This window comes from Arthrobacter sp. CMU6 (assembly GCF_059090205.1).
The window spans coordinates 29865-48603 of sequence record NZ_JBNHFL010000035.1; the positions used below are offsets into that span (position 1 = coordinate 29865).

At 67.6% G+C, this 18739-nt stretch carries 19 protein-coding genes and 1 pseudogene; 14 read left to right on the plus strand and 6 right to left on the minus strand.

Annotated elements, in window-relative coordinates:
- Positions 1 to 3: 3 nt before the first annotated feature.
- Positions 4 to 828 carry a sugar phosphate isomerase/epimerase family protein gene (locus AC5RWD_RS20120; protein ID WP_494021705.1) on the minus strand — a complete coding sequence of 275 codons (825 nt, stop codon included), beginning with the start codon at positions 826 to 828 and terminating at the stop codon, positions 4 to 6.
- Positions 829 to 1017: 189 nt separating this feature from the next.
- On the opposite strand from AC5RWD_RS20120, the gene AC5RWD_RS20125 reads away from it, so the two are divergent.
- The 7 genes from AC5RWD_RS20125 (at position 1018) to AC5RWD_RS20155 (ending at position 6726) form a co-directional block, all read left to right on the plus strand.
- Entirely contained in the window at positions 1018 to 2355 is a 1338-nt protein-coding gene (locus AC5RWD_RS20125; RefSeq protein WP_494021706.1) for an MFS transporter, read from the plus strand.
- Positions 2356 to 2420: 65 nt separating this feature from the next.
- Positions 2421 to 3287 (plus strand): transketolase, encoded by an 867-nt coding sequence (locus AC5RWD_RS20130; RefSeq protein ID WP_494021723.1) that lies wholly within the window; start codon positions 2421 to 2423, stop codon positions 3285 to 3287.
- The gene (locus tag AC5RWD_RS20135; RefSeq protein ID WP_494021707.1) at positions 3284 to 4303 is read left to right on the plus strand and encodes a transketolase family protein; all 1020 of its coding nucleotides are present in this window, start codon (positions 3284 to 3286) and stop codon (positions 4301 to 4303) included. Before AC5RWD_RS20130 ends, AC5RWD_RS20135 begins: the two co-directional genes overlap by 4 nt.
- 130 nt (positions 4304 to 4433) lie before the next feature.
- Positions 4434 to 5090 (plus strand): GntR family transcriptional regulator, encoded by a 657-nt coding sequence (locus AC5RWD_RS20140; RefSeq protein ID WP_494021708.1) that lies wholly within the window; start codon positions 4434 to 4436, stop codon positions 5088 to 5090.
- Positions 5091 to 5216: 126 nt separating this feature from the next.
- On the plus strand, positions 5217 to 6098 hold the full coding sequence (locus AC5RWD_RS20145) for a glycosyltransferase family 2 protein (RefSeq protein ID WP_494021709.1): 882 nt from the start codon (positions 5217 to 5219) through the stop codon (positions 6096 to 6098).
- Positions 6099 to 6113: 15 nt separating this feature from the next.
- Complete coding sequence (locus AC5RWD_RS20150; protein WP_494021710.1) at positions 6114 to 6308, plus strand: DUF2795 domain-containing protein; 195 nt, start codon at positions 6114 to 6116, stop codon at positions 6306 to 6308.
- 34 nt (positions 6309 to 6342) lie between these two features.
- Entirely contained in the window at positions 6343 to 6726 is a 384-nt protein-coding gene (locus AC5RWD_RS20155) for an RNA-binding S4 domain-containing protein (protein WP_003798614.1), read from the plus strand.
- Positions 6727 to 6756: 30 nt separating this feature from the next.
- On the opposite strand, the gene AC5RWD_RS20160 is transcribed toward AC5RWD_RS20155, so the two are convergent.
- From AC5RWD_RS20160 to AC5RWD_RS20170, 3 genes are read right to left on the minus strand one after another with little or no spacing between them, the layout of a single operon-like run.
- A complete protein-coding gene (locus tag AC5RWD_RS20160) occupies positions 6757 to 7407 on the minus strand; it encodes a dihydrofolate reductase family protein (protein ID WP_494021711.1) in 651 nt (216 codons plus the stop codon).
- Positions 7404 to 9140, minus strand: a complete 1737-nt coding sequence (locus tag AC5RWD_RS20165; protein ID WP_494021712.1) for a DUF4389 domain-containing protein — start codon at positions 9138 to 9140, stop codon at positions 7404 to 7406. Before AC5RWD_RS20165 ends, AC5RWD_RS20160 begins: the two co-directional genes overlap by 4 nt.
- Positions 9137 to 9799, minus strand: a complete 663-nt coding sequence (locus tag AC5RWD_RS20170; protein WP_494021713.1) for a hypothetical protein — start codon at positions 9797 to 9799, stop codon at positions 9137 to 9139. Before AC5RWD_RS20170 ends, AC5RWD_RS20165 begins: the two co-directional genes overlap by 4 nt.
- Before the next feature lie 261 nt (positions 9800 to 10060).
- On the opposite strand from AC5RWD_RS20170, the gene AC5RWD_RS20175 reads away from it, so the two are divergent.
- The 3 genes from AC5RWD_RS20175 to AC5RWD_RS20185 are packed head-to-tail and all read left to right on the plus strand — an operon-like array spanning position 10061 to position 13313.
- A complete protein-coding gene (locus AC5RWD_RS20175; RefSeq protein ID WP_494021714.1) occupies positions 10061 to 11689 on the plus strand; it encodes an amidohydrolase in 1629 nt (542 codons plus the stop codon).
- Between the two features lie 10 nt (positions 11690 to 11699).
- Positions 11700 to 12317, plus strand: a complete 618-nt coding sequence (locus AC5RWD_RS20180) for a uracil-DNA glycosylase family protein (protein ID WP_306919970.1) — start codon at positions 11700 to 11702, stop codon at positions 12315 to 12317.
- Positions 12318 to 12344: 27 nt separating this feature from the next.
- Positions 12345 to 13313, plus strand: coding sequence for a hypothetical protein (locus AC5RWD_RS20185; RefSeq protein WP_494021715.1), 969 nt, complete (start codon positions 12345 to 12347; stop codon positions 13311 to 13313).
- Between the two features lie 12 nt (positions 13314 to 13325).
- Here AC5RWD_RS20185 and AC5RWD_RS20190 read toward each other — a convergent pair whose 3' ends face one another.
- Both AC5RWD_RS20190 and AC5RWD_RS20195 read right to left on the minus strand, forming a co-directional pair.
- Complete coding sequence (locus AC5RWD_RS20190) at positions 13326 to 14600, minus strand: type II toxin-antitoxin system HipA family toxin (protein WP_494021716.1); 1275 nt, start codon at positions 14598 to 14600, stop codon at positions 13326 to 13328.
- Complete coding sequence (locus AC5RWD_RS20195; protein WP_494021717.1) at positions 14597 to 14941, minus strand: type II toxin-antitoxin system Y4mF family antitoxin; 345 nt, start codon at positions 14939 to 14941, stop codon at positions 14597 to 14599. Before AC5RWD_RS20195 ends, AC5RWD_RS20190 begins: the two co-directional genes overlap by 4 nt.
- Before the next feature lie 204 nt (positions 14942 to 15145).
- On the opposite strand from AC5RWD_RS20195, the gene AC5RWD_RS20200 reads away from it, so the two are divergent.
- The 4 genes and pseudogenes from AC5RWD_RS20200 to AC5RWD_RS20215 all read left to right on the plus strand — a co-directional run.
- Complete coding sequence (locus tag AC5RWD_RS20200) at positions 15146 to 15889, plus strand: FadR/GntR family transcriptional regulator (protein ID WP_494021718.1); 744 nt, start codon at positions 15146 to 15148, stop codon at positions 15887 to 15889.
- Positions 15890 to 15974: 85 nt separating this feature from the next.
- Entirely contained in the window at positions 15975 to 17036 is a 1062-nt protein-coding gene (locus tag AC5RWD_RS20205) for an asparaginase (RefSeq protein ID WP_494021719.1), read from the plus strand.
- 12 nt (positions 17037 to 17048) lie between these two features.
- Positions 17049 to 18482 carry an aspartate ammonia-lyase gene (locus AC5RWD_RS20210; protein ID WP_494021720.1) on the plus strand — a complete coding sequence of 478 codons (1434 nt, stop codon included), beginning with the start codon at positions 17049 to 17051 and terminating at the stop codon, positions 18480 to 18482.
- Positions 18483 to 18525: 43 nt separating this feature from the next.
- Positions 18526 to 18739 (plus strand): annotated as a pseudogene (locus AC5RWD_RS20215) (amino acid permease); the annotation flags it as partial.

Genomic DNA, 18739 nt, shown 5'->3' on the forward strand with positions numbered 1-18739 from the left:
TGTTCAGATGAGGTCGGTGATGAAGCTGGCTGCCTTGGCGGCGGCAGCCGGGCGTTCGTCGTGGGTGACGTCCCGGGTTTCGAGTTCCAGGCTGAAGTGCCCGGTGTAGCCCTGTTCGGCGAGGCCCCGCAGCCCGGCGGCGAAATCGGCCTGGCCGTTGCCGATGCTGAGGTTGATGTTCCCGGGCACGGCATCGCGCAGGTGCACGTGGGCTATCCGGCCCTCGTGGCGTGCCAGGTACCCCAGCGGATCCTCGCCGGCGGCGACGATGTGGCTGAAGTCGATGACAATCCCGACGCCGGAGCCAGCCAGCCGCTGCGCCAGCAGTCCGGCGCGTTCCAGGTTCCAGCAGAACCGCAGGAAGTGCAGCGATTCGGTCCAGAGTTCGACGCCGAACTCCGCCGCGCGCTCCCCCGCCCGGATGAGTTGGGCGGCGACGGCGTCCAGGTCCTCCTCGAGGCTGCGGACCGGTTCGTGGCTCAGCGCACCGCAGGGAAGAACCAGTGCCTTGGCCCCGGTTTTCGCGGTGAGGGTGAGCAGGGCATCAAGGTGCGCGTCGCGCTCGGCCTGCCGGCCGGCGTCGAGCACTGCATTCAAATCCCCGATATCCCCGTTGACGGAGCGCACCCGCAGGCCCGATGCGGCCACCTCGCCGGCAACAGCGGTGACGGCGTCGGCGTCGAGTTCATACGGAACGTGGTCGCAGACGCCGGGGAGGGCGCCAAGGTCGATCTCGGCGAAGCCGAGCCCGGCGATGGTTCGCAGGGCTGTCGGCAAATCCTGGTGGCGGAAGCTGATGGATGAGCACCCGAGTCGGGAATGGAACATCGTCATCGATCCTCTGGTCGTGCCCGGCAGGCGGTAGTGATGGACACCACAGTAGCTGGGTTGACTGTTAACAGTCAACTCCCGACGGTGACTGTTGACAGTCAGCATGACCCCCGTCACACTGGGACGTATCTTGTTAACAGTCGACAGCGCTGGAGCTCTTCAGCCGCTCTTCGAAAGGGAACCAACATGAGCAACGAAGCTCTAAAAATGCGGGGGCACGTCCACGGCACCAAGGACGCTAGGCGGGTCGCCATCGGCTCGGGCGTCGGCGCCGTCATTGAGACGTACGACTTCATCGGCTTCGGAACCGCGGCCGCCCTGTACTTCGGTACTGCTTTCTTCCCCACCGGCGACCCGGTGACCGGAACGTTGGCCGCGTTCGCCACGCTGGGTGTCGGCTTCGCAGCCCGTCCGATCGGCGGCATCATCGGCGGGCACCTGGGCGACAAGGTAGGCCGCAAGCCCGTACTGGTCACCTCGCTGATCCTCATGGGCATCGCCACCTTCTTCATCGGCCTGCTGCCCACGTATGAGCAGGTGGGGCTGCTGGCTCCGGCTCTGCTGGTCTTCGTCCGCATCGTCCAGGGGCTGGCCTTCGGTGCTGAGTGGGGCGGCGCCATCCTGATGAGCTACGAGCATGCACCCTGGAAGTCCAAGGGCAAGTACACCGGCATCGTGCAGGCCGGCTTCCCGGTTGGCCTGCTCCTGGCAAACCTGGTGTTCCTGGTCAGCGTGAACCTTGGCGGTGAGCTCGCCTGGCGCGTTCCCTTCCTGGCCAGCATCGTGCTGGTGGTTGTCGGCCTGATCATCCGCTCCAAGGTCCCCGAGTCCCCCGTGTTTGACGAGGTCAAGGAAAGCGGCTCCATCGTCAAGTCCCCGATCGTCGAGGTCATCAAGACCGACTGGCGCAGCATCGTTCGGGGCATCGGCCTGCGCATCGCCGAGACCGCCGGCTACGCCGTGTCGATCACGTACATGATTTCCTACCTGCACACCCAGCAGCTCGCTGACAAGAGCCAGACACTCGTGGCTCTCTGCATCGCCTCGGCCATCGGCATCTTCGCCACCATGGCCTGGGCCCGCCTCACCGACAGGATCGGCCGCCGGCCGCTTTACATCTGGTCCACAGCCTTCGCCCTGCTCTTCGGCATTCCCATGTTCCTCCTCGTGAACACCGGAATGTTCATCTTCGTCATTGCGACCATCGTCATCTCCTACGCCGTCTGCCAGAACTCACTCGCCGGCGCCCAGGGCCCGTGGTTCCCCGAGCTGTTCCAGGCCAAGACCCGCTCATCCGGAGCCTCACTGGCCTACCAGATCTCCGCCATGGTCTCCGGGTTCACCCCCTTTATCACCACGCTCCTGTTCGTGGCGCTCGGCTGGATGGGTCCCGCCCTGCTCTTCAGCACCTATGCGGCCATCGGCCTCTGGGCAGCACTTGTCACCCGCGAAACCTGGGGCAAGCGCGAACGCCAGCTGGCTGACGAAGCCACCAAAAGCACCCCGCAGTCAGTGGACGCCTGATGACCGCCGTCCGCGAAACCACCCCGCCGCAACTGCACACCCAAGAACTCCCCAAGAAGGAACGCATGACCCAGGAAACTGCCACCGAACGACTTGAGCGGGTCAGTGCCGCCGCCTACCGGATCCGGCACCACGCCCTGAACATGGGCGAGGTCCAGGGCCAGGGCTACGTGGGCCAGGCCCTCGGTGCAGCGGACATGCTCGCCGCCGTGTACGCCGACCAGCTGCGGTTCCGTGCCGAGGATCCGCACTGGGAGGGCCGCGACCGGTTCCTGCTCTCCACCGGGCACTACGCCATCGGCCACTACGCCGCCCTGGCCGAGGCCGGCATCGTCCCCGTCTCCGAGCTGGAGACCTACGGCTCCGATGATTCCCGGCTTCCGATGTCCGGGATGTCCACCTACACCCCCGGCATGGAAATCTCCGGCGGCTCCCTGGGCCACGGACTCACCATCGCCGTCGGCATGGCCCTTGGCCTGCGCCACCAGGGATCCGGCGCCAGGATCTACAACTTCCTCTCCGATGGGGAACTGGATGAAGGCTCCACTTGGGAAGCAGCCATGGGCGCGCACCACCACCAGCTCGGCAACCTGACCGCCATGGTGGACATCAACGCCCTGCAGGCCGACGGCAAGGCCGACACCGTGCTCCGCACCGAACCGATCACCGAAAAGTGGGAAGCCGCCGGGTGGTACACCCAGCGGGTCGACGGCAACGACATGGCCGCCCTGCTCGCCGCGTTCGACAACGCCGCAGCCCAGGCAGCCGCCAGCGGACGCCCCTCCGTAATCCTCTGCGACACCAAGGTGGGCTGCGGCGTGCCGCTGCTGGAGGAACGGGAAAAGGCGCACTTCATGCGCATCGAAGAACACGAATGGCAGCTCTGCCGCGAGCAGCTGACCGCAGGATACGAAGGAAAGGCTTCAGCATGAGCGCCACCACCGAGGCCCCCGACACTACAACAGCCGCAAAGCCCAAGCTCAAGACCTCGGCCATGATCGCGTCCTTCGCCGATCCCGGTCAAAAAACTGCCTCCGCCCCGTTCGGGCATGCACTGGTCAAGGCCGCGCAGGAGAACGACAGGATCGTCGGCCTCACCGCGGACCTGGGCAAGTACACGGACATGCACATCTTCGCGCAGGCCTTCCCGGAGCGGTTCTTCCAGATGGGCATGGCCGAGCAGCTACTCTTCGGCGCAGCCGCAGGCCTTGCCGAAACCGGCCTGGTGCCGTTCGCCTCCACCTATTCCGTGTTCGCTGCCCGCCGCGCCTACGACTTCCTCTGCCTGGACGCGGCCGAGCCCAACCTGAACGTCAACATCGTGGGCGGCCTCCCCGGGCTCACCACCGGATACGGCCCCAGCCACCAGGCCACCGAGGACATGGCGATCTTCCGCGGCATGCCCAACCTGACCATCGTGGACCCGTGCGACTCCATCGACATCGAGCAGGCCGTCCCGCAGCTGGCCGCCAGCGAAGGACCCACGTACCTGCGCCTGCTTCGCGGCAACGTGCCCACGGTTCTGGACGAGTACGACTACACCTTCGAACTCGGCAAGGCCAAGGTCCTGCGCGGGGGCAACGACGTCGTCTTCGTCTCCAGCGGTCTCATGACCATGCGTGCCCTCCAGGCAGCAAAGGCGCTGGCGGAACACAACGTGGATGTCGCCGTCGTCCACACCCCCACCATCAAGCCGTTCGACGCCGCCACTGTCCTGGCCGAAATCAACACCGACCGGCTCGCCGTGACCCTGGAGAACCACAGCGTGGTGGGCGGGCTGTTCGAAACCGTCGCCTCGGCCGTGGTGACCGCCGGCCTCGGCAAGCGGGTGGTGCCGGTGGCGCTGCCCGACGAATTCCTCGACGCCGGAGCCCTGCCGACGCTGCACGAGCGCTACGGCCTGTCAGTCCAGCGGATCGTCGCCAAGGTGCTTGCTGAGCTCGGCTAAGCCCGGCTTCGGCTCCGCCAGGCACAGCCGCGGCAGGAGCGCCGGTCCAACCTGGACCCGCGCTCCTGCCGTGGCATCATTGTTAACACGGCGACTGTAAACAGTCGACCTCTGACCTTGGGAGAATCCGATGGCCGCGACAGCAACCCTGCTGGGACTGGAAAAGAAGAGCCTCCGCGAGCAGGCGGTGGCGGCGCTGCGCACTGCCATCACCAGCGGAGCGCTTGAGCCTGGCCGCCATTTGGTGGAAACCGAACTGTCCGAGATGCTGCAGATCAGCCGTGGAACGCTACGGGAGGCTTTGCGGCAGCTCCAGCAGGAAGGCCTCATCTCTGCGGGCGCCCGCGGCCGGCTAGCGGTCCGCCACCTGGATGCCAAGGAAATCCGCGACATCTACTCCGTCCGCGCCGCCCTGGAATCCCTTGCGGCCCGCACGCTGTGTGAACTGCCCGACCGCCAGCAGGTCATCGGATCCCTCCGCACGGCCATCCAGGCCATGGAGGCGGCCACCCACGGCACCATGGAGGAACGGGTCGAATCCGACCTTGAGTTTCACCGTACCATGTGCCGCCTCACCGGCAACGAGACGCTGCTGCATTCGTGGGAATCCCTGGAGGGGTCCATCCGCATGTCCATCATGTTCGCCGGGCTCGAAAAGGGCGTGCGGAACATGAGCGTGGACCGGCACAACGACATCGTCGCGGCCATCGAAACAGGGGACGCCACCCTGGCCCGCAACACCATCCGCGAACACATGGACTCCGCGGCGGCCGTCCTCGTCGCGTAGAGTCGGCGAGTCCGGTCCGACACGCCCGAAGCGGGTTTAGCCAGCAACAGCCCTGGGTATCTGAATCAGAGCAGAGCAGGGACTCTTTGGTCTCGACCGACTTTTGGCTTCGGAAAGGCGGTGGTCATGGATCGCCACACATCTGCCACCTGGGCCTCGGGCCAGACATCCCGGGACCCTGCCCTCGACGTCCTCATCCCCACCTGCAACCGGCCCGCAGAACTGGCAGTCACTCTGGCCGGCCTCGCAGCGCAGAGCGGACCGGCCTTCCGGCTGGTGGTCAGTGACCAGTCGGACGGACCGCCGGCCTGGGAGCTTCCAGCGGCAGCCAGCCTGATCCGGGTTCTCCGTGCACAGGGCACGCCAGTTGAGCTGCATCGCCACCTGCCGCGCCGCGGCCTCGCCGAACACCGCCAGTTTGCACTGGAGCAGGTCCGGGCGGACAAAGTGTTGTTCCTCGATGACGACGTTTGGCTGGAGCCGGGCGCTCTGGCCAGGATGAGTGATGCCCTCGATGCCCTGGGCTGCGGCTTTGTGGGCATGGCCCCTCAGGGCCTCTCCTTTTTGAGTGACCGGCGTCCGGAGCAGACCGTCACCTTCGCACCGTGGCAGGGACCCGTGACTCCGGAGCGCATCCGTCCCGATGAGGAAGGCTTCCAGCGCTGGCCACTGCACAGCGCAGCAAACCTTGCCCATCTAAGCGCCGAGCTGGGGCTGGGGCCAGGGGAGTGGATTCCGTACAAGGTGGCCTGGCTGGGAGGGTGCACCATGTTCCGCCGCCAGGCTCTGGAGGAAGCCGGCGGTTTTCAGTTCTGGGCCCAGCTGCCGCCGGAGCACTGCGGCGAGGACGTCGTGGTCCAGTGGCGGGTAATGGAGATGTCCGGCGGCGCGGGCATCCTTCCGACCGGAGCGGTCCACCTGGAATCCCCCACCACCGTCACAGACCGCCGGGTGGAGGCCTTCGACGTCGTGCTGGCGGACAGCCCAACGATGCACAGCAACAACTAGTTGAAAGGTACTGACATGGCTGAAACACCCAATCCCATCCAGATCCAGAAGTTTCTGGGCGGAATCGACTATCCCGCCAGCCGGGAGACCCTCATCTCCCGCGCTAAGGAGTCGGGCGCGGATAGCAGTGTCCTGGATGCCCTCCAGAATATTCCCGACAAGGAATATGACAGTCCGACGGCGGTAAGTTCCGCTGTATCCGACGCCTAGGTCCGCCTCGGCCCGGATATACTCGGCTGCAGTCATGAGCAGCCTTCCCTCAGCCCCCAGCACCGTCCGCGTCGACGCGTGGCTGTGGGCCATCCGCGCCTACAAGACACGGTCCGCCGCCACCGCCGCCTGCCGCGCGGGGCATGTGCGCATCAACGGGAACCCGGCCAAGGCCTCGCAGTCGCTGGTGCCCGGCGACACCGTCCGCGTCCGCCAGCCCGGCTACGAACGGATCCTCGAAGTGCGCAGGCTGATCGCCAAGCGCGTGGGTGCGGAGGCAGCCTCACACTGCTTCACCGACCATACGCCTCCCCGGCCCGCGGCTCCGGCGCTTGGGCTGCCGCAGCGTGACCGCGGGACCGGCCGGCCCACCAAGAAGGACCGCCGTGAAATGGAGCGCCTGCGCGGCCTGGGCTGAACTCAACACACTTTGAAAGGCGCGGTCGCCTCAGTCTTTGACCTGTTCGCGGCCGTCCCGCACCTCGAACTCCCCCACCTCCAGGTCGGCGGCCCCGAAGGCGGCGGGCAACAGGGTCAGGTGGACCGCACCTGACGACGTCGCCTTGCTCCCGGCCAAAGTAAATGCCGACGGCGTGACGCCGGGTTCGAAGAGCCGCTTGCCCTGGCCCAGGACCACCGGGAAGATGATCAGCCGGTATTCGTCCACCAGGCCGGCGTCGTGCAGGGCGCGGACCAGCCGGTAGCTGCCGTGGACCTGAAGCTCCCGGCCCGGGCCTGACTTGAGGTCGTCAACGGCTTCAAGGAAATTCGCGGGGAGGATGGTGGTACTGTTCCACGTCGCCTCGGTGAGCGTTGAGGACACCACATACTTGGGCAGGCTGTTGAGCGCCCTGGCGACGGCGTCGTCCGGGTCCGTGACCTGCTCCCAGTAGGGCTGGAACATCTGGTAGGTGGTGCGGCCCAGCAGGATGGCGTCGGCTTCGGCGAACCAGCCGTTCACGATCCTGCCCATGTCCTCGTCGAAGAGCGGCACCAGCCAGCCGCCGAATTCGAAGCCGCCGCTGGTGTCCTCGTCCCTGCCGCCGGGGCCCTGCATGACGCCGTCGAGGGTCACGAAGGTGTGAACGGTGAGTTTCATGTTGGCCCTCCCGGTGGAGTGGTTTGCGGGCTGGCGGCCGGGGCTTCTCCCGGATCCACGGGGCCCATGTCGAGCCGGAACGGGGGATACTCGTCCCGCATCAGCGCAACATAGGCCAGGACGCGGTAGACCCAGCGGTTGAGGCCGATCAGCAGGTCGAACAGGCTCCGCAGGTACCTGCCGGTGAACAGCAGGATGACGCCGGCGATGAAGGCCAGGAGCGAGAGCAGGGAGACCGCACCGCCTGCCGTATAGCGGCCGGCACCGGCGAACTCGTCATCCGACGCCACCCAGGTCCGCGAGGATCCTGCGAGCACGCCCACAATCAGGAGGTGCGGGATGGCGAGCAGCCAGGACTTCACCAGCACCAGGCCGCGCGACAGGTGGTCCGGATAGTCCACCTCGAAGTCGGCGGGGTAGTCGGTGCGGGCCAGGGTGAAGGGCGGGTAGCGGTCCGTGCCGATCGCTGTGAAGGCGTAGAAGGACACCCGCCAGCTCCAGCGCAGCACGCCCACATTGAAGTTGAACAGCGAGTGCGGGTAGCGGGCGGTGAACAGGATCGCGAACCACGCCACGATGCTGGTGACGATCAGTGCGAACCAGAGGAAGAACAGGACGATCAGGTGCGGGATGGCCAGGAACCATTTGACCAGCCACATCCACCGGGACAGCGCCGGGTCCACATGGCCGGTCAGGCGGGCAGGGTACCGTGGGTTCTCCAGGAGGTCGACCACGGCGGGCGGCGGCGGTGCGCCCGCCCCGCCGCCGGGGGCGGGATAGCCGGGGGCGGGATAGCCGGGCGCCGGATAGCCAGGAGCCGGGTACGAAGCCGGCTGCGTGCCGGGCGGCACTGGCGCGCTCCCCGGGGGTACTCCCGCGCTGCCGGGCGGAACGCCCGCACTTCCGCCCGGCACGGCGGAACTGGCGAACGGACTGGTGGCGCCGGCAGCCGCGGGAGGTCCCGGGGTTTCCGCTGGCGGGACATGCCCCGCGAGCGGGTGGCCGGGCGGATAGCGGCCGGGACGGTACTGGCCTGCGGGAACATGCGGCGGCGGCCCGTGCCGCCCCAGCCCCATGGCACCTGCGACGATCAGCGGCACACCGATGACCAGCAGTACGATCCCGGCAATGAGCAGCCACAGGAACAGAGGCCAGAGGAGGTCGGAGCGGATGCCTGCCTGCAGATCCACGGAAACCGGGGTGGTGGCGTCGGCGTTCATGACCACCAGGGTCCAGCTGCCAGGAAGGATGTTCCATCTGAGTTCCTGCGTGCCCGTGCCCTCCGCGGATGCGGCCCAGAAGTTCTGAGCTCCAGGGCGGGCCGGGGTCCGGGTTCCCGGCACTTCGGTGTAATCGACCCTGAAGGGCCGCAGATTCAATTCCCGGATTTCGGAGCGCTTGACGCCCTCAAGATAGCGCGCCGCGTCCTGCTGGTGTGCGACGCCAATGAAAATCCCCTTGCCCGGGTTGGCTGCCGCTCCGCGCAGCAGGATGCTGCCGGCAGTTCCCGAGGGAATGACGTCCGGCAGCCTGCCGCTGACCATGACGTCCAGCCCTGCCGTGGTGATGGCGGAGGACGCCGCGTCGAACCGGTGCGGCTGCGTGGTGAAGTAGCCTTCGTCGCGCTGTTGGAAGTTGAGCCAGCCCACTCCTGCTGCTCCCGCCAGCAGCCCCAGTCCCAGGAGCGCGGCGATGGTACCGAGGACGAGCATCACCATGCGGCCAGGTTTCATGCCGGTTCCTTGTCTCGGCTCCTGCGGCGGGCTGCCACCCGTGGTTCGGCGTCGCCGGGTTGGGCGGTGCCCAGCTCCGCCGCGGTTGCATGGACGTCCGTTGACCGGGCCGTGCCTGACCGGGCCATGCGTGGCTGGGCCGCGCGTGGTTGGGCCGTGCCTGACGGCGCGGTGCGTTGTTCGCCGCTGAAGCGCTCGGCTTTGCGCGCCTTATCGCCCCGCTTGCCGTCCGGCTGCTTGTGGTCACCGTGCTTATGGTCGGGCTCTTTGTGGTCACTGTGTTTGGGGTCGGGGTTCCGGTGGTCAGCGTGCTTGTGGTCCCCGCGCCCATGAGTGTACGAGGGGTGCGCGTGGATGCCCGGCCGGGGGTCCACGATGCTCAGCCGGCAAGGTTTCTCGGACGTGCCTTCGCCGCTGAGCTGGGTGAGCTGGGCGGGATCATGGAGCGCGGTGATGGTGTCCATGGCGGCACGGGCCATCGACAGGTCCAGAACGATCTCCTTGCCCGGCAGCAGAGTCCTGGCACGTCGAGCAACAACATAAAGCGCGCGGATGTTGGCTGGCGTAAGGGTTCCGCGGACCTCGATGCAGGCGCGCTCCATGTTCGCGTCGATGTGGACCACAACCTTGAGCCGGTGATGGCTGGCGGTGATGTCCACGGCGCTCACATCCCCCGGGCAGGCAGTCGCTGCCCAAACTGAATCGGCCGGAACGTATAAAGGGACCGGATATTAAAGTTCATGTGGCCAACGCCTCCCCGACTTCATTGTCGGCACCGTCTCACGTCAAGAATGCACCTTCTGTGCCAGCGCTGGGAAGAGGCCGGTCCCCCGCTCCCCCAAGGGCCGGACCAAGGAACGGCGCGCCTTGACCGCGCGGCGCGGATTGGCGCTGGCCGAATACCTGCCTAGCCTGTTCGTATGCCTTCCAGCCAGGACGATCCAGCAGCGCAGCCCCGGATGCCCACGGGCATCGTGCTGGCCTCCGTGAGGCTGCCCGGCGAGGCAGGATGCTGTGACGTCCATATCCGCGACGGCCGCATCTCAGCGATCACCGCGGCCGGAGTACGCCCCGGAAGTTCCACCGCAACGGATGCCCAGGTGCTGGATCTTGAGGGGCGTTTCGTCATTCCGGGGCTGTGGGACGAGCACGTCCACATGACGCAGTGGGCGCTGGCCGGCAACCGGATCGACCTTTCCGGCGCCGCTTCGGCGCGCGCCGCCGTCGAACTTGTCAGGAAGCGGATTATGGCGGCAGGCCCCGGGACAGAACCGGCCATGACGGTGGTGGGCACCGGCTTCCGGGACGCCGTATGGGATGACGTCCCCAGTACCGAAATGCTCTACGACGCCACCCGGGGACTGCCCACGGCGCTGATCAGCCATGACCTGCACTGCGTCTGGCTGAATTCCGCGGCCGCCCGGCGGTACGGCGTCCAGCTCCCGGCGAACGGGCTGCTCCGCGAGGAGGCTGCATTCGCCGTCACGCGCGAGCTCGCAAAGCTGCCCGACGACGTCGTCGACAGTTGGGTGCTCACGGCCGGCCGGGAAGCCGCCGCCCGCGGTGTTGTGGGCGTGGTGGACCTGGAGATGACATGGAACCGCGATGTCTGGTTGCGCCGGATCGCCGGCGGGTTCCGCTCCCTGCGCGTGGACGCAGGCGTGTATCCGGAGGACCTGGGGCGCGCGGCCACAGAGGGGATGCAGACCGGACAGGAGGTCGACGGCGGGGCGGGCCTTTTGCGGGTCGGTCCGCTAAAGGTGCTCATCGACGGCTCCCTCAACACGCGCACCGCCTTCTGCGTCGACCCGTACCCGCACGGCGGGCACGGCATCCTGACCGTAAGCGAAGCCGAACTGGTTGCCCTGCTGGCCAAGGCCCGGGAGACGGGCTTCGTGCCGGCGGTCCACGCCATTGGCGACGCCGCCAACCGGGTTGCGCTGGATGCCTTCGCCGAAGTGGGAACCGGAGGCCGGATCGAGCACGCCCAGTTTGTGCGGCAGGAGGATTTCCCCCTGTTCGGCGAGCTCGGCCTGACGGCCAGCGTCCAGCCCGCCCACGCCCTCGACGACCGCGACGCCGCGGACGCCAACTGGGCCGGCCGCACTGACCGTGCCTTCCCGCTGCGCTCACTGCTGGACGGTGGGGCGCGGCTGGCGCTGGGTTCCGATGCGCCGGTGGCGCCACTGGATCCGTGGCTCGCAATGTCCGCCGCGACGGCGAGGGAACGGGACGACGGCCGCGGCCCGTGGCACCCGGAACAGGCGCTGACCCGGCAGGAGGCTCTGCTCGCATCGACGCGGCGGCGCGGCGGTATCCGGGCCGGGGATGTGGCGGACATCGCCGTGCTGGATGCGGATCCCTTTGCCGTGTCCGATGCCGTGTTCGCCGGAATGCCCGTGGCTGCAACGCTCGTGGCAGGCCGGTTCACGTTCCGGGGTGCAGGGTTTAGAACTCCTGTTGGGTCGGCGGGAACTCCCCCACCCACCCTTACCGTCAAAAGCGTAGAGTGGCCTAAGACGCCTGATTCTTGGACGCCATGCAGCTAAGGGAGAAATCGTGACGATTGACTGGGACGAAAAGAAAGCCCTGCTACAGGAACCGAACATCGCAGCAGTGACGCAACTGTGCGATGAACTCATGGAGAAGAAGCCGGGATCGATCGTTCCTTACATCGACCCCGTCCATGACGAGGACGAATGCCGGATTGTCAGCCTCCAGGTAAGCCCGGGCAAGGGAACCGAGTCCGGTTTCGTGTCCCATTTCAATGACGATGAGGCCGCCCGGCGGGCCACCCAGATCTACGAGCTCGCCGAGCTGGATCCGCGCTACGTTATGCCGTGGAATGCCTACCCCTGGGTACGCGACCCGGACATGCCCTCGGCCCTCAGTGTCCAGGAAAAGACGGACGGCCTGCGCCCCTTCCGGCAGTTCATGAAGATCAACAGGCGCGTCTCGGCCATCATCGCCCACGGGACTGACGCCGCCACCTTCCTGACCCTCTTCGAGAAGACGTACCATTACTCGCTCAAGAACAACGGCATCAAAATCTACAAGGCCAGCGCGCTCGGCGGGCGGGCCTTTGCTGTTTCCGAGGCCAAGCAGGAAGAACTCCTGACCAAGAGCGTGGAGGTCTACAAGGACGCCATGCAGCGCGCAGGCATTCAGCACCTTTAGCTCACGGTCACCGGCCCGGTTAAACGCGTGCTCGACTGGCTGCTCGATTCCGACCCCTCCATACGATGGCAGGTCCTGCGCGACCTGACGGATGCGCCTGCCGAAGAGGTGCTAACCGAGCGTGCCCGGGTGGCCGCGGAGGGTTGGGGTGCGCGCCTGCTTGCCCTGCAGGGCGACGATGGCCAGTGGGACGGCGGCACGTTCTTCCCGGTCCCCTACGACGGCTCCGAGGCGGGCCAGCCTTGGACCGCCACGACCTACAGCCTGCTGCTCCTGCGCGACCTCGGGCTCGACCCCGCCAGCGAACCGGCGCGCGCCGCGGTCCGGAAAGTGCGGGAGAACAGCCGCTGGGAAGAGGGCGGCCAGCCGTTCTTCGAAGGCGAGGTGGAGCCCTGCATCAACGGCAAGGCCGTCGCCCTCGGAGCGTACTTCGGCGAGGACGTCGACGGCATCGTCCGGCGGCTGCTCGGCGAACAGCTTGCGGACGGCGGCTGGAACTGCGAGGCGGAGCGGGGATCGGTGCGATCGTCGTTCGCGACCACGATCAATGTGCTGGAAGGGCTGCTGGAACACGAGCGGGCCACGGGCGGAACGCCGGAGTCTATCGCTGCGCGGAAGCGGGGCGAGGAATACCTGCTGGAACGTGCGCTGCTTCGGCGCAAGAGCACCGGAGAGCTGGCGGACCCCGACTGGCTGCAGTTTTCCTACCCGACGCGCTGGTTCTACGACGCGCTGCGCGGCCTTGACTACTTCCGCGACGCATATTTCCAGGACACCTGCTCGCAAGACGCCTGCGGGCCGCCCGACACCCGCCTCGCCGAGGCCGTGGGTCTGCTCCGCTCAAAACGGCAGACCGACGGAACCTGGCTGCTTGAAAACACCCACCCCGGCCGCATCCACTTCGCCATGGAGGACGGCGACGGGCGCCCCAGCCGCTGGAATACGCTCCGGGCCCTGCGCGTGCTCAAGTGGTACGACGGCGGCCCTGGCCTCTAGGCGGTCCCGGCCTTACCCCTCCAGCAGCCGCCGCCGGTGCTTGAGCTCCTTGACCCACGCCCTGGTAACCATGTCCGGAAAAGGTGAGGCACCGCCGTCGTCCGTTGAAACGGTGGCTGTTGAAGCGGCAGCCGTGGAAACGAAAGCAGTAGAGGCAAAAGCCGTCCCGGCTTCCAGGTCCGCGAGCAGCGGACCGGCGGCCTTCAGCGCCAGATCCACCGCTTGGACAGCCGTGCGTTCGGGCAGCCCGAGGCCAGTGGCCCAGGCCAGGAAGTGTTTGCGGGAGATGCCGCTGCGCTTGCCGCCGAGCGTCAGGGCGAGCGTCTTGTCCCCGTAAACCACTGTGGAGGGGATGTCGTAGACGGGCGCGATGGACCACTCCCCGTGCGGTTGCTGCACCATGGACACATTCTTCGCATGCAGGTCGCCGTTGCCGCTGAGCAACGCGAAGGCGGCCTGGATGGCGAGGTTTCGCAGCGCCGGCAGCGGCGCCGCGCAGTACTCGGCGAGCGCATGGCAGACCGTTCCGAACCCCACGTTGTACTTGTCCGCCGGGTACAGCTTCAGGACCTGCGCGCCGTCCTCGACGGCGAGGCGGGCCACTTGGTCGACGGCACCGCCCGCCAGGGGCACCCGGTCGAACCGCTCCACCAGCAGCCCGGGCCGGCCAGCGACGTCGCGCATCAGCTGCACCCGGCTCAGCGGAATCCGCAGCTTCGCCGCGTAGCGGAACATGATGAACTCGTTCTCCACCACGTGCGGGAATTCCGGGGCGTTGAGCTTGAGGATGAAGCGGCGCCCCGCACTGGCCACCGGCATGGAGATCATCCCGGCGGACAGCTTGTCCTGGACGCCGGCGAGTGCCACCGGATCGATCAGGCCCGAGTCGCCCAGCAGCTCGTCGAAGTCCACTGGCTTTCGCGGGTCCACCTCGACGGCGTGTTCCTCCGGGTCCAGTGGCTCCCCGTGGCCCACGATCTGCACGTCGCCCACAGGGTTGCCGCCCGCGGCGATCAGCAGGGACAAGTCGTCGTCCGCGCTGGTCTTGATGGACCGGCGCAGCGCGTTCAGCCGCCGGCCCTCCGGGAGCAGGCCGGTGAAGTATGGCGGCGCCGCCCCTGCCCCGGACAGCACCGGATCCGGCGACAGTGGCAGGGAACTCGCGACGGCTGGGCGGCCGCTCTGCAGGTAGGCGGACAGATAGTTGAACCTGGTGCCGCCGTCGTGCCGTTCCAAACGGGCGGCCAGGACGCCGCGCTTATAGATGTCAGCGATCCGGTGCCTCACGGCCGGCTCTCCCGTTCGCCGGGGCCGCTAGCTTCCGGCGAGGCGGCCGACGGCGGGACGTGCGACGGCGGCTGGGTCACCAGTGGCTGGGTCACCAGTGGCTGGGTCACCAGTGCGCGGGCGGCGGCGCTGGTCCGGGTGGCGAGCTGGAGCTCCAGTCCGAGCGTGTCCAGCAGGGCCAAAAGAGTGTCCAGCCGGAGGCTCGGTTTGCCCTGTTCCACGAAGCGGACGAAGCGCTCGGAGACTCCCGCCATGTCGGCCAGGTCCTGCTGGCTCAGGCGGAGGTCCCCGCGCCGGGCGCGCACGGCCGCGGCCAGCTGCGGGGTAAACGGAGTGGCCACACTGCCTCCTCAAGCAATAGGAACGATCGTGCCGGTCTCCTCGTACGTTCAACGCTACGCCGCGTCTGTAACAGCACACAAGGGCAGGATCGGAACGAACGTGCCGGATTGCTCGAGTACCCGTTCCGCCAGTCGCCGCCCTCGAGACTGCACGCACGCGGCCCCGGTTGACACCCGCCTGTGACCCGTGCCATATTCTTAATCGTGAACCTGTCAGACAGCCGGACAGCCGGACAGCAAGTCGGCGAGCAAAGCGGAGTAAGCAGCTTCCCGCTGGCGCGCCTCAGCGCGGCCGAGGCTGTCTTCAACGCCATCCGCGGCGATATCCAGAGCGGCGCGCTTGCCGTCGGCGCAAAGCTCAGCTCGGAAGCCGCCCTGGCCGGGCAGTATGGAGTGAGCCGCTCCGTGATCCGCGAGGCCCTGCGCTCCTGCACCGCCCTCGGCCTGACCGTCACCAGGACGGGCCGTGGCACGTTCGTCGTCGCCGACCATGTGGCAAACGACCTCGTCCTTGGCCAGTTCTCCGCCCGGGACCTCACCGAGGCCCGCCCGCATATTGAAGTCCCCGCCGCCGGCCTGGCCGCCGAACGCCGCACCGCCGAGGACCTGGAGATCCTCCGCGGCATGATGGCATCCATGGCCGCGGAAACCGACCCCGAAGCCTGGGTCGCCTTGGACTCCAGCTTCCATGCAGCCATCGCCCGGGCCAGCGGCAACAAGGTCTTCGAAAGTGTGGTGGCGGACATCCGCGACGCCCTCGCGCACCAGTCAGAAACCCTCAACATGGTGGCCGACCGCCAGCACGCCTCCGACGTCGAGCACCGCCTCATCCTCGACGCCATCGAAGCCGGCTCCGCAGCAGACGCCAGCGCCGCGATGGCCGGGCACCTGCGCGCCGTCGGTGAAGCCCTCGACTCCATCCTGGGCGACAGCGAACCAGCCCGGTAGCGGACCAGGCCTTCCCGGCGCACCGAACCCACCCGACTCCTCCACGCACACCCAACGCAAGTCAACACGAAACCCAAAGGACACCATGCCTTCCCCCGCCATGCCGGCAAGCCATTCCCCTTCCGCGCCGCCCGCCGCCGCAGCGATCCTGCCGCGGCACGAGCCCCTGGCGTTCCAGACCCGTGACGGGCTGGTGGAAAGCGTCCACTACGGCTCCCTGATCGCCACCGCCCCTGGCGGCCGCACGCTGCTCTCCGCCGGCGAACCACACGCCCCGTTCTACCCCCGGTCCTCCCTCAAGCCCCTGCAGTCCGTGGCCATGGTTCGGGCCGGACTGGACCTGCCGGCCGATCTGCTGGCCCTCACCGCCGCGAGCCACTCGGGCGCGGCCCGGCACCTCGACGGCGCCAGCCGCATCCTGGAGCTGCACGGCCTGACGCCCGCGGCCCTCGAAAACAGTTCTGACCTCCCCTACGGCGTCCGCGAGCGCGAGGAGTGGCTGCGCGACGGCGGCCGCCCCACCCAGCTGGCGCAGAACTGCTCCGGCAAGCACGCCGCCATGGCCGCCACCTGCGTCATCAACGGCTGGCCGGTCCAGGGCTATCTCGACCCGTCCCATCCGCTGCAAAAGCTCGTGGCCGAGACCGTCACGGACCTGACAGGCGAGGAACCGGCCGGCCTCAGCACCGATGGCTGCGGAACCCCGCTGTTCGCCCTCACCCTCGCCGGAATGGCCCGCGCCTTCGGCCGCCTCGCCTCGGCCGAACTGGCTGACGGTGCCTCTGGCCCCGAAAGCCCGGAAGCCGCCGTGGCCCATTCCATGCGCCGCCATCCGGAAATGGTGGCGGGCGAGGGCCGCGACGTCACGGAGCTCATGCGCCTCCTGCCCGGCGCCCTGGCGAAGGACGGCTTCGAAGGCATCCAGCTGGTTGGGCTGGCGGACGGGCGCGCCGTCGCCGTCAAGATTTCCGACGGCGGTGACCGGGCCAGAATGCCCGTCACCGTCCGCGCGATGGAAGCGCTCGACGTCGACACCTCCGCCCTTGCGGGAATCGCCACCGGCGCGGTCCTCGGCGGAGGCCGCCAAGTGGGCCTGCTTCAGGCCGCAGACTTTTCCTCCCTGTCCCCGACCGACGACGTTCTTTAAGGACTGCACCACATGACCGAAACCCAAACCCTGCCGGATCCCCAATCCCTGTCCAATGTGCGCTCCGAGCACGATCTGCTCGGCGACCGGGACATCCCCGCCGGCGCCTACTGGGGCGTCCACACGCTCCGCGCCGTGGAAAACTTCCCCATCACCGGGCAGCCGCTCTCCAGCAACATGCACCTGGTCCGCGGCCTCGCCGCCGTGAAGCTGGCAGCCGCCCGCACCAACCTGGAACTCGGGCTGCTGGACGCCGAACGGGCTGCGGCCATCGAACAGGCGTGCGCCGATGTGATGAACGGCCACCTCAGCGAACAGTTCGTGGTGGACGTGATCCAGGGCGGTGCGGGAACGTCGTCGAACATGAACGCGAACGAGGTCATCGCCAACCGCGCCCTGGAAATCCTTGGCCACCCCAAGGGCGACTACGCGCGGCTGCACCCCAACGACCACGTGAACCTGAGCCAGTCCACCAACGATGTCTACCCCACCGCGGTGAAGCTCGGCACCATCTTCGCTGCCCGCGAGCTGCTCTCCGCGCTGGCGGAACTCGAGGAATCGTTCGCGGAGAAGGCCATGGAGTTCCGCACCGTGGTAAAAATGGGCCGCACCCAGCTCCAGGACGCCGTTCCCATGACCCTGGGCCAGGAATTCGGCACCTATGCCGTGACCATCGGCGAGGACCGGCAGCGGCTGGCCGAGGCGGACCTGCTCATCCATGAGATCAACCTCGGCGCCACGGCGATCGGCACCGGGCTGAACGCCCCCGCCGATTACGCCGAGGCCGCCTGCCGGCACCTGGCCGAGATTACCGGCCTGCCGCTGGTCACCGCCGTCGACCTCATCGAGGCCACCCAGGACGTGGGCGCCTTCGTCCACCTGTCCGGCGTGCTCAAGCGCGTGGCCGTCAAGCTGTCCAAGATCTGCAACGACCTCCGTCTGTTGTCCTCCGGACCGCGCGCCGGCTTCGGCGAGATCAACCTTCCGGCCGTCCAGTCCGGATCCTCCATCATGCCCGGCAAGATCAACCCGGTGATCCCGGAAGTGGTCAGCCAGGTGGCCTACGAGGTCATCGGCAACGACGTCACCATCACCATGGCCGCCGAAGCCGGGCAGCTCCAACTCAACGCCTTCGAACCGATCATCGTGCACAGCCTGCACAAGAGCATCTCGCACCTCGAAGCGGCCTGCCGTACGCTCACGGCGCGCTGCGTCCGCGGCATCACCGCCAACACCGAACGGCTGCGCCTCACGGTGGAACAGTCCATCGGCCTGGTGACCGCTCTCAACCCGCACCTCGGCTACGCCACCGCCACCGCGATCGCCCAGGAAGCCCTGGCCACCGGCCGGGGCGTGGCCGAACTGGTCCTTGAACACGGCCTGCTCACCGAAGCCCAGCTGCAGGAGCTCCTCAGCCCCGAACGCCTGGCGAACCTCAGCAAATAACGTCCTATCCGTCCGACCCCAACCGGAAACCAAAGGATCCCTCATGTCCAACCCCCAACAGGGCGCTGCCTCGAACGCGGCAGTCACTGACCATACGGTCCCGGCCCAGGCGCATGCCACTGAAAACCTTCTTCACGCGGAGGACAAGGGCTACCACAAGAGCCTGAAGCCGCGGCAGATCCAGATGATCGCCATCGGCGGCGCGATCGGCACCGGCCTGTTCCTGGGCGCCGGCGGCCGGCTCAACGCCGCCGGCC

Excerpts from the sequence above, each read along its gene's own strand:
- AC5RWD_RS20120 (WP_494021705.1), bottom strand. The coding sequence starts at position 828 with ATGTTCCATTCCCGACTCGGGTGCTCATCCATCAGCTTCCGCCACCAG.
- AC5RWD_RS20125 (WP_494021706.1), top strand. The coding sequence starts at position 1,018 with ATGAGCAACGAAGCTCTAAAAATGCGGGGGCACGTCCACGGCACCAAG.
- AC5RWD_RS20130 (WP_494021723.1), top strand. The coding sequence starts at position 2,421 with ATGACCCAGGAAACTGCCACCGAACGACTTGAGCGGGTCAGTGCCGCC.
- AC5RWD_RS20135 (WP_494021707.1), top strand. The coding sequence starts at position 3,284 with ATGAGCGCCACCACCGAGGCCCCCGACACTACAACAGCCGCAAAGCCC.
- AC5RWD_RS20140 (WP_494021708.1), top strand. The coding sequence starts at position 4,434 with ATGGCCGCGACAGCAACCCTGCTGGGACTGGAAAAGAAGAGCCTCCGC.
- AC5RWD_RS20145 (WP_494021709.1), top strand. The coding sequence starts at position 5,217 with ATGGATCGCCACACATCTGCCACCTGGGCCTCGGGCCAGACATCCCGG.
- AC5RWD_RS20150 (WP_494021710.1), top strand. The coding sequence starts at position 6,114 with ATGGCTGAAACACCCAATCCCATCCAGATCCAGAAGTTTCTGGGCGGA.
- AC5RWD_RS20155 (WP_003798614.1), top strand. The coding sequence starts at position 6,343 with ATGAGCAGCCTTCCCTCAGCCCCCAGCACCGTCCGCGTCGACGCGTGG.
- AC5RWD_RS20160 (WP_494021711.1), bottom strand. The coding sequence starts at position 7,407 with ATGAAACTCACCGTTCACACCTTCGTGACCCTCGACGGCGTCATGCAG.
- AC5RWD_RS20165 (WP_494021712.1), bottom strand. The coding sequence starts at position 9,140 with ATGAAACCTGGCCGCATGGTGATGCTCGTCCTCGGTACCATCGCCGCG.
- AC5RWD_RS20175 (WP_494021714.1), top strand. The coding sequence starts at position 10,061 with ATGCCTTCCAGCCAGGACGATCCAGCAGCGCAGCCCCGGATGCCCACG.
- AC5RWD_RS20205 (WP_494021719.1), top strand. The coding sequence starts at position 15,975 with ATGCCTTCCCCCGCCATGCCGGCAAGCCATTCCCCTTCCGCGCCGCCC.
- AC5RWD_RS20210 (WP_494021720.1), top strand. The coding sequence starts at position 17,049 with ATGACCGAAACCCAAACCCTGCCGGATCCCCAATCCCTGTCCAATGTG.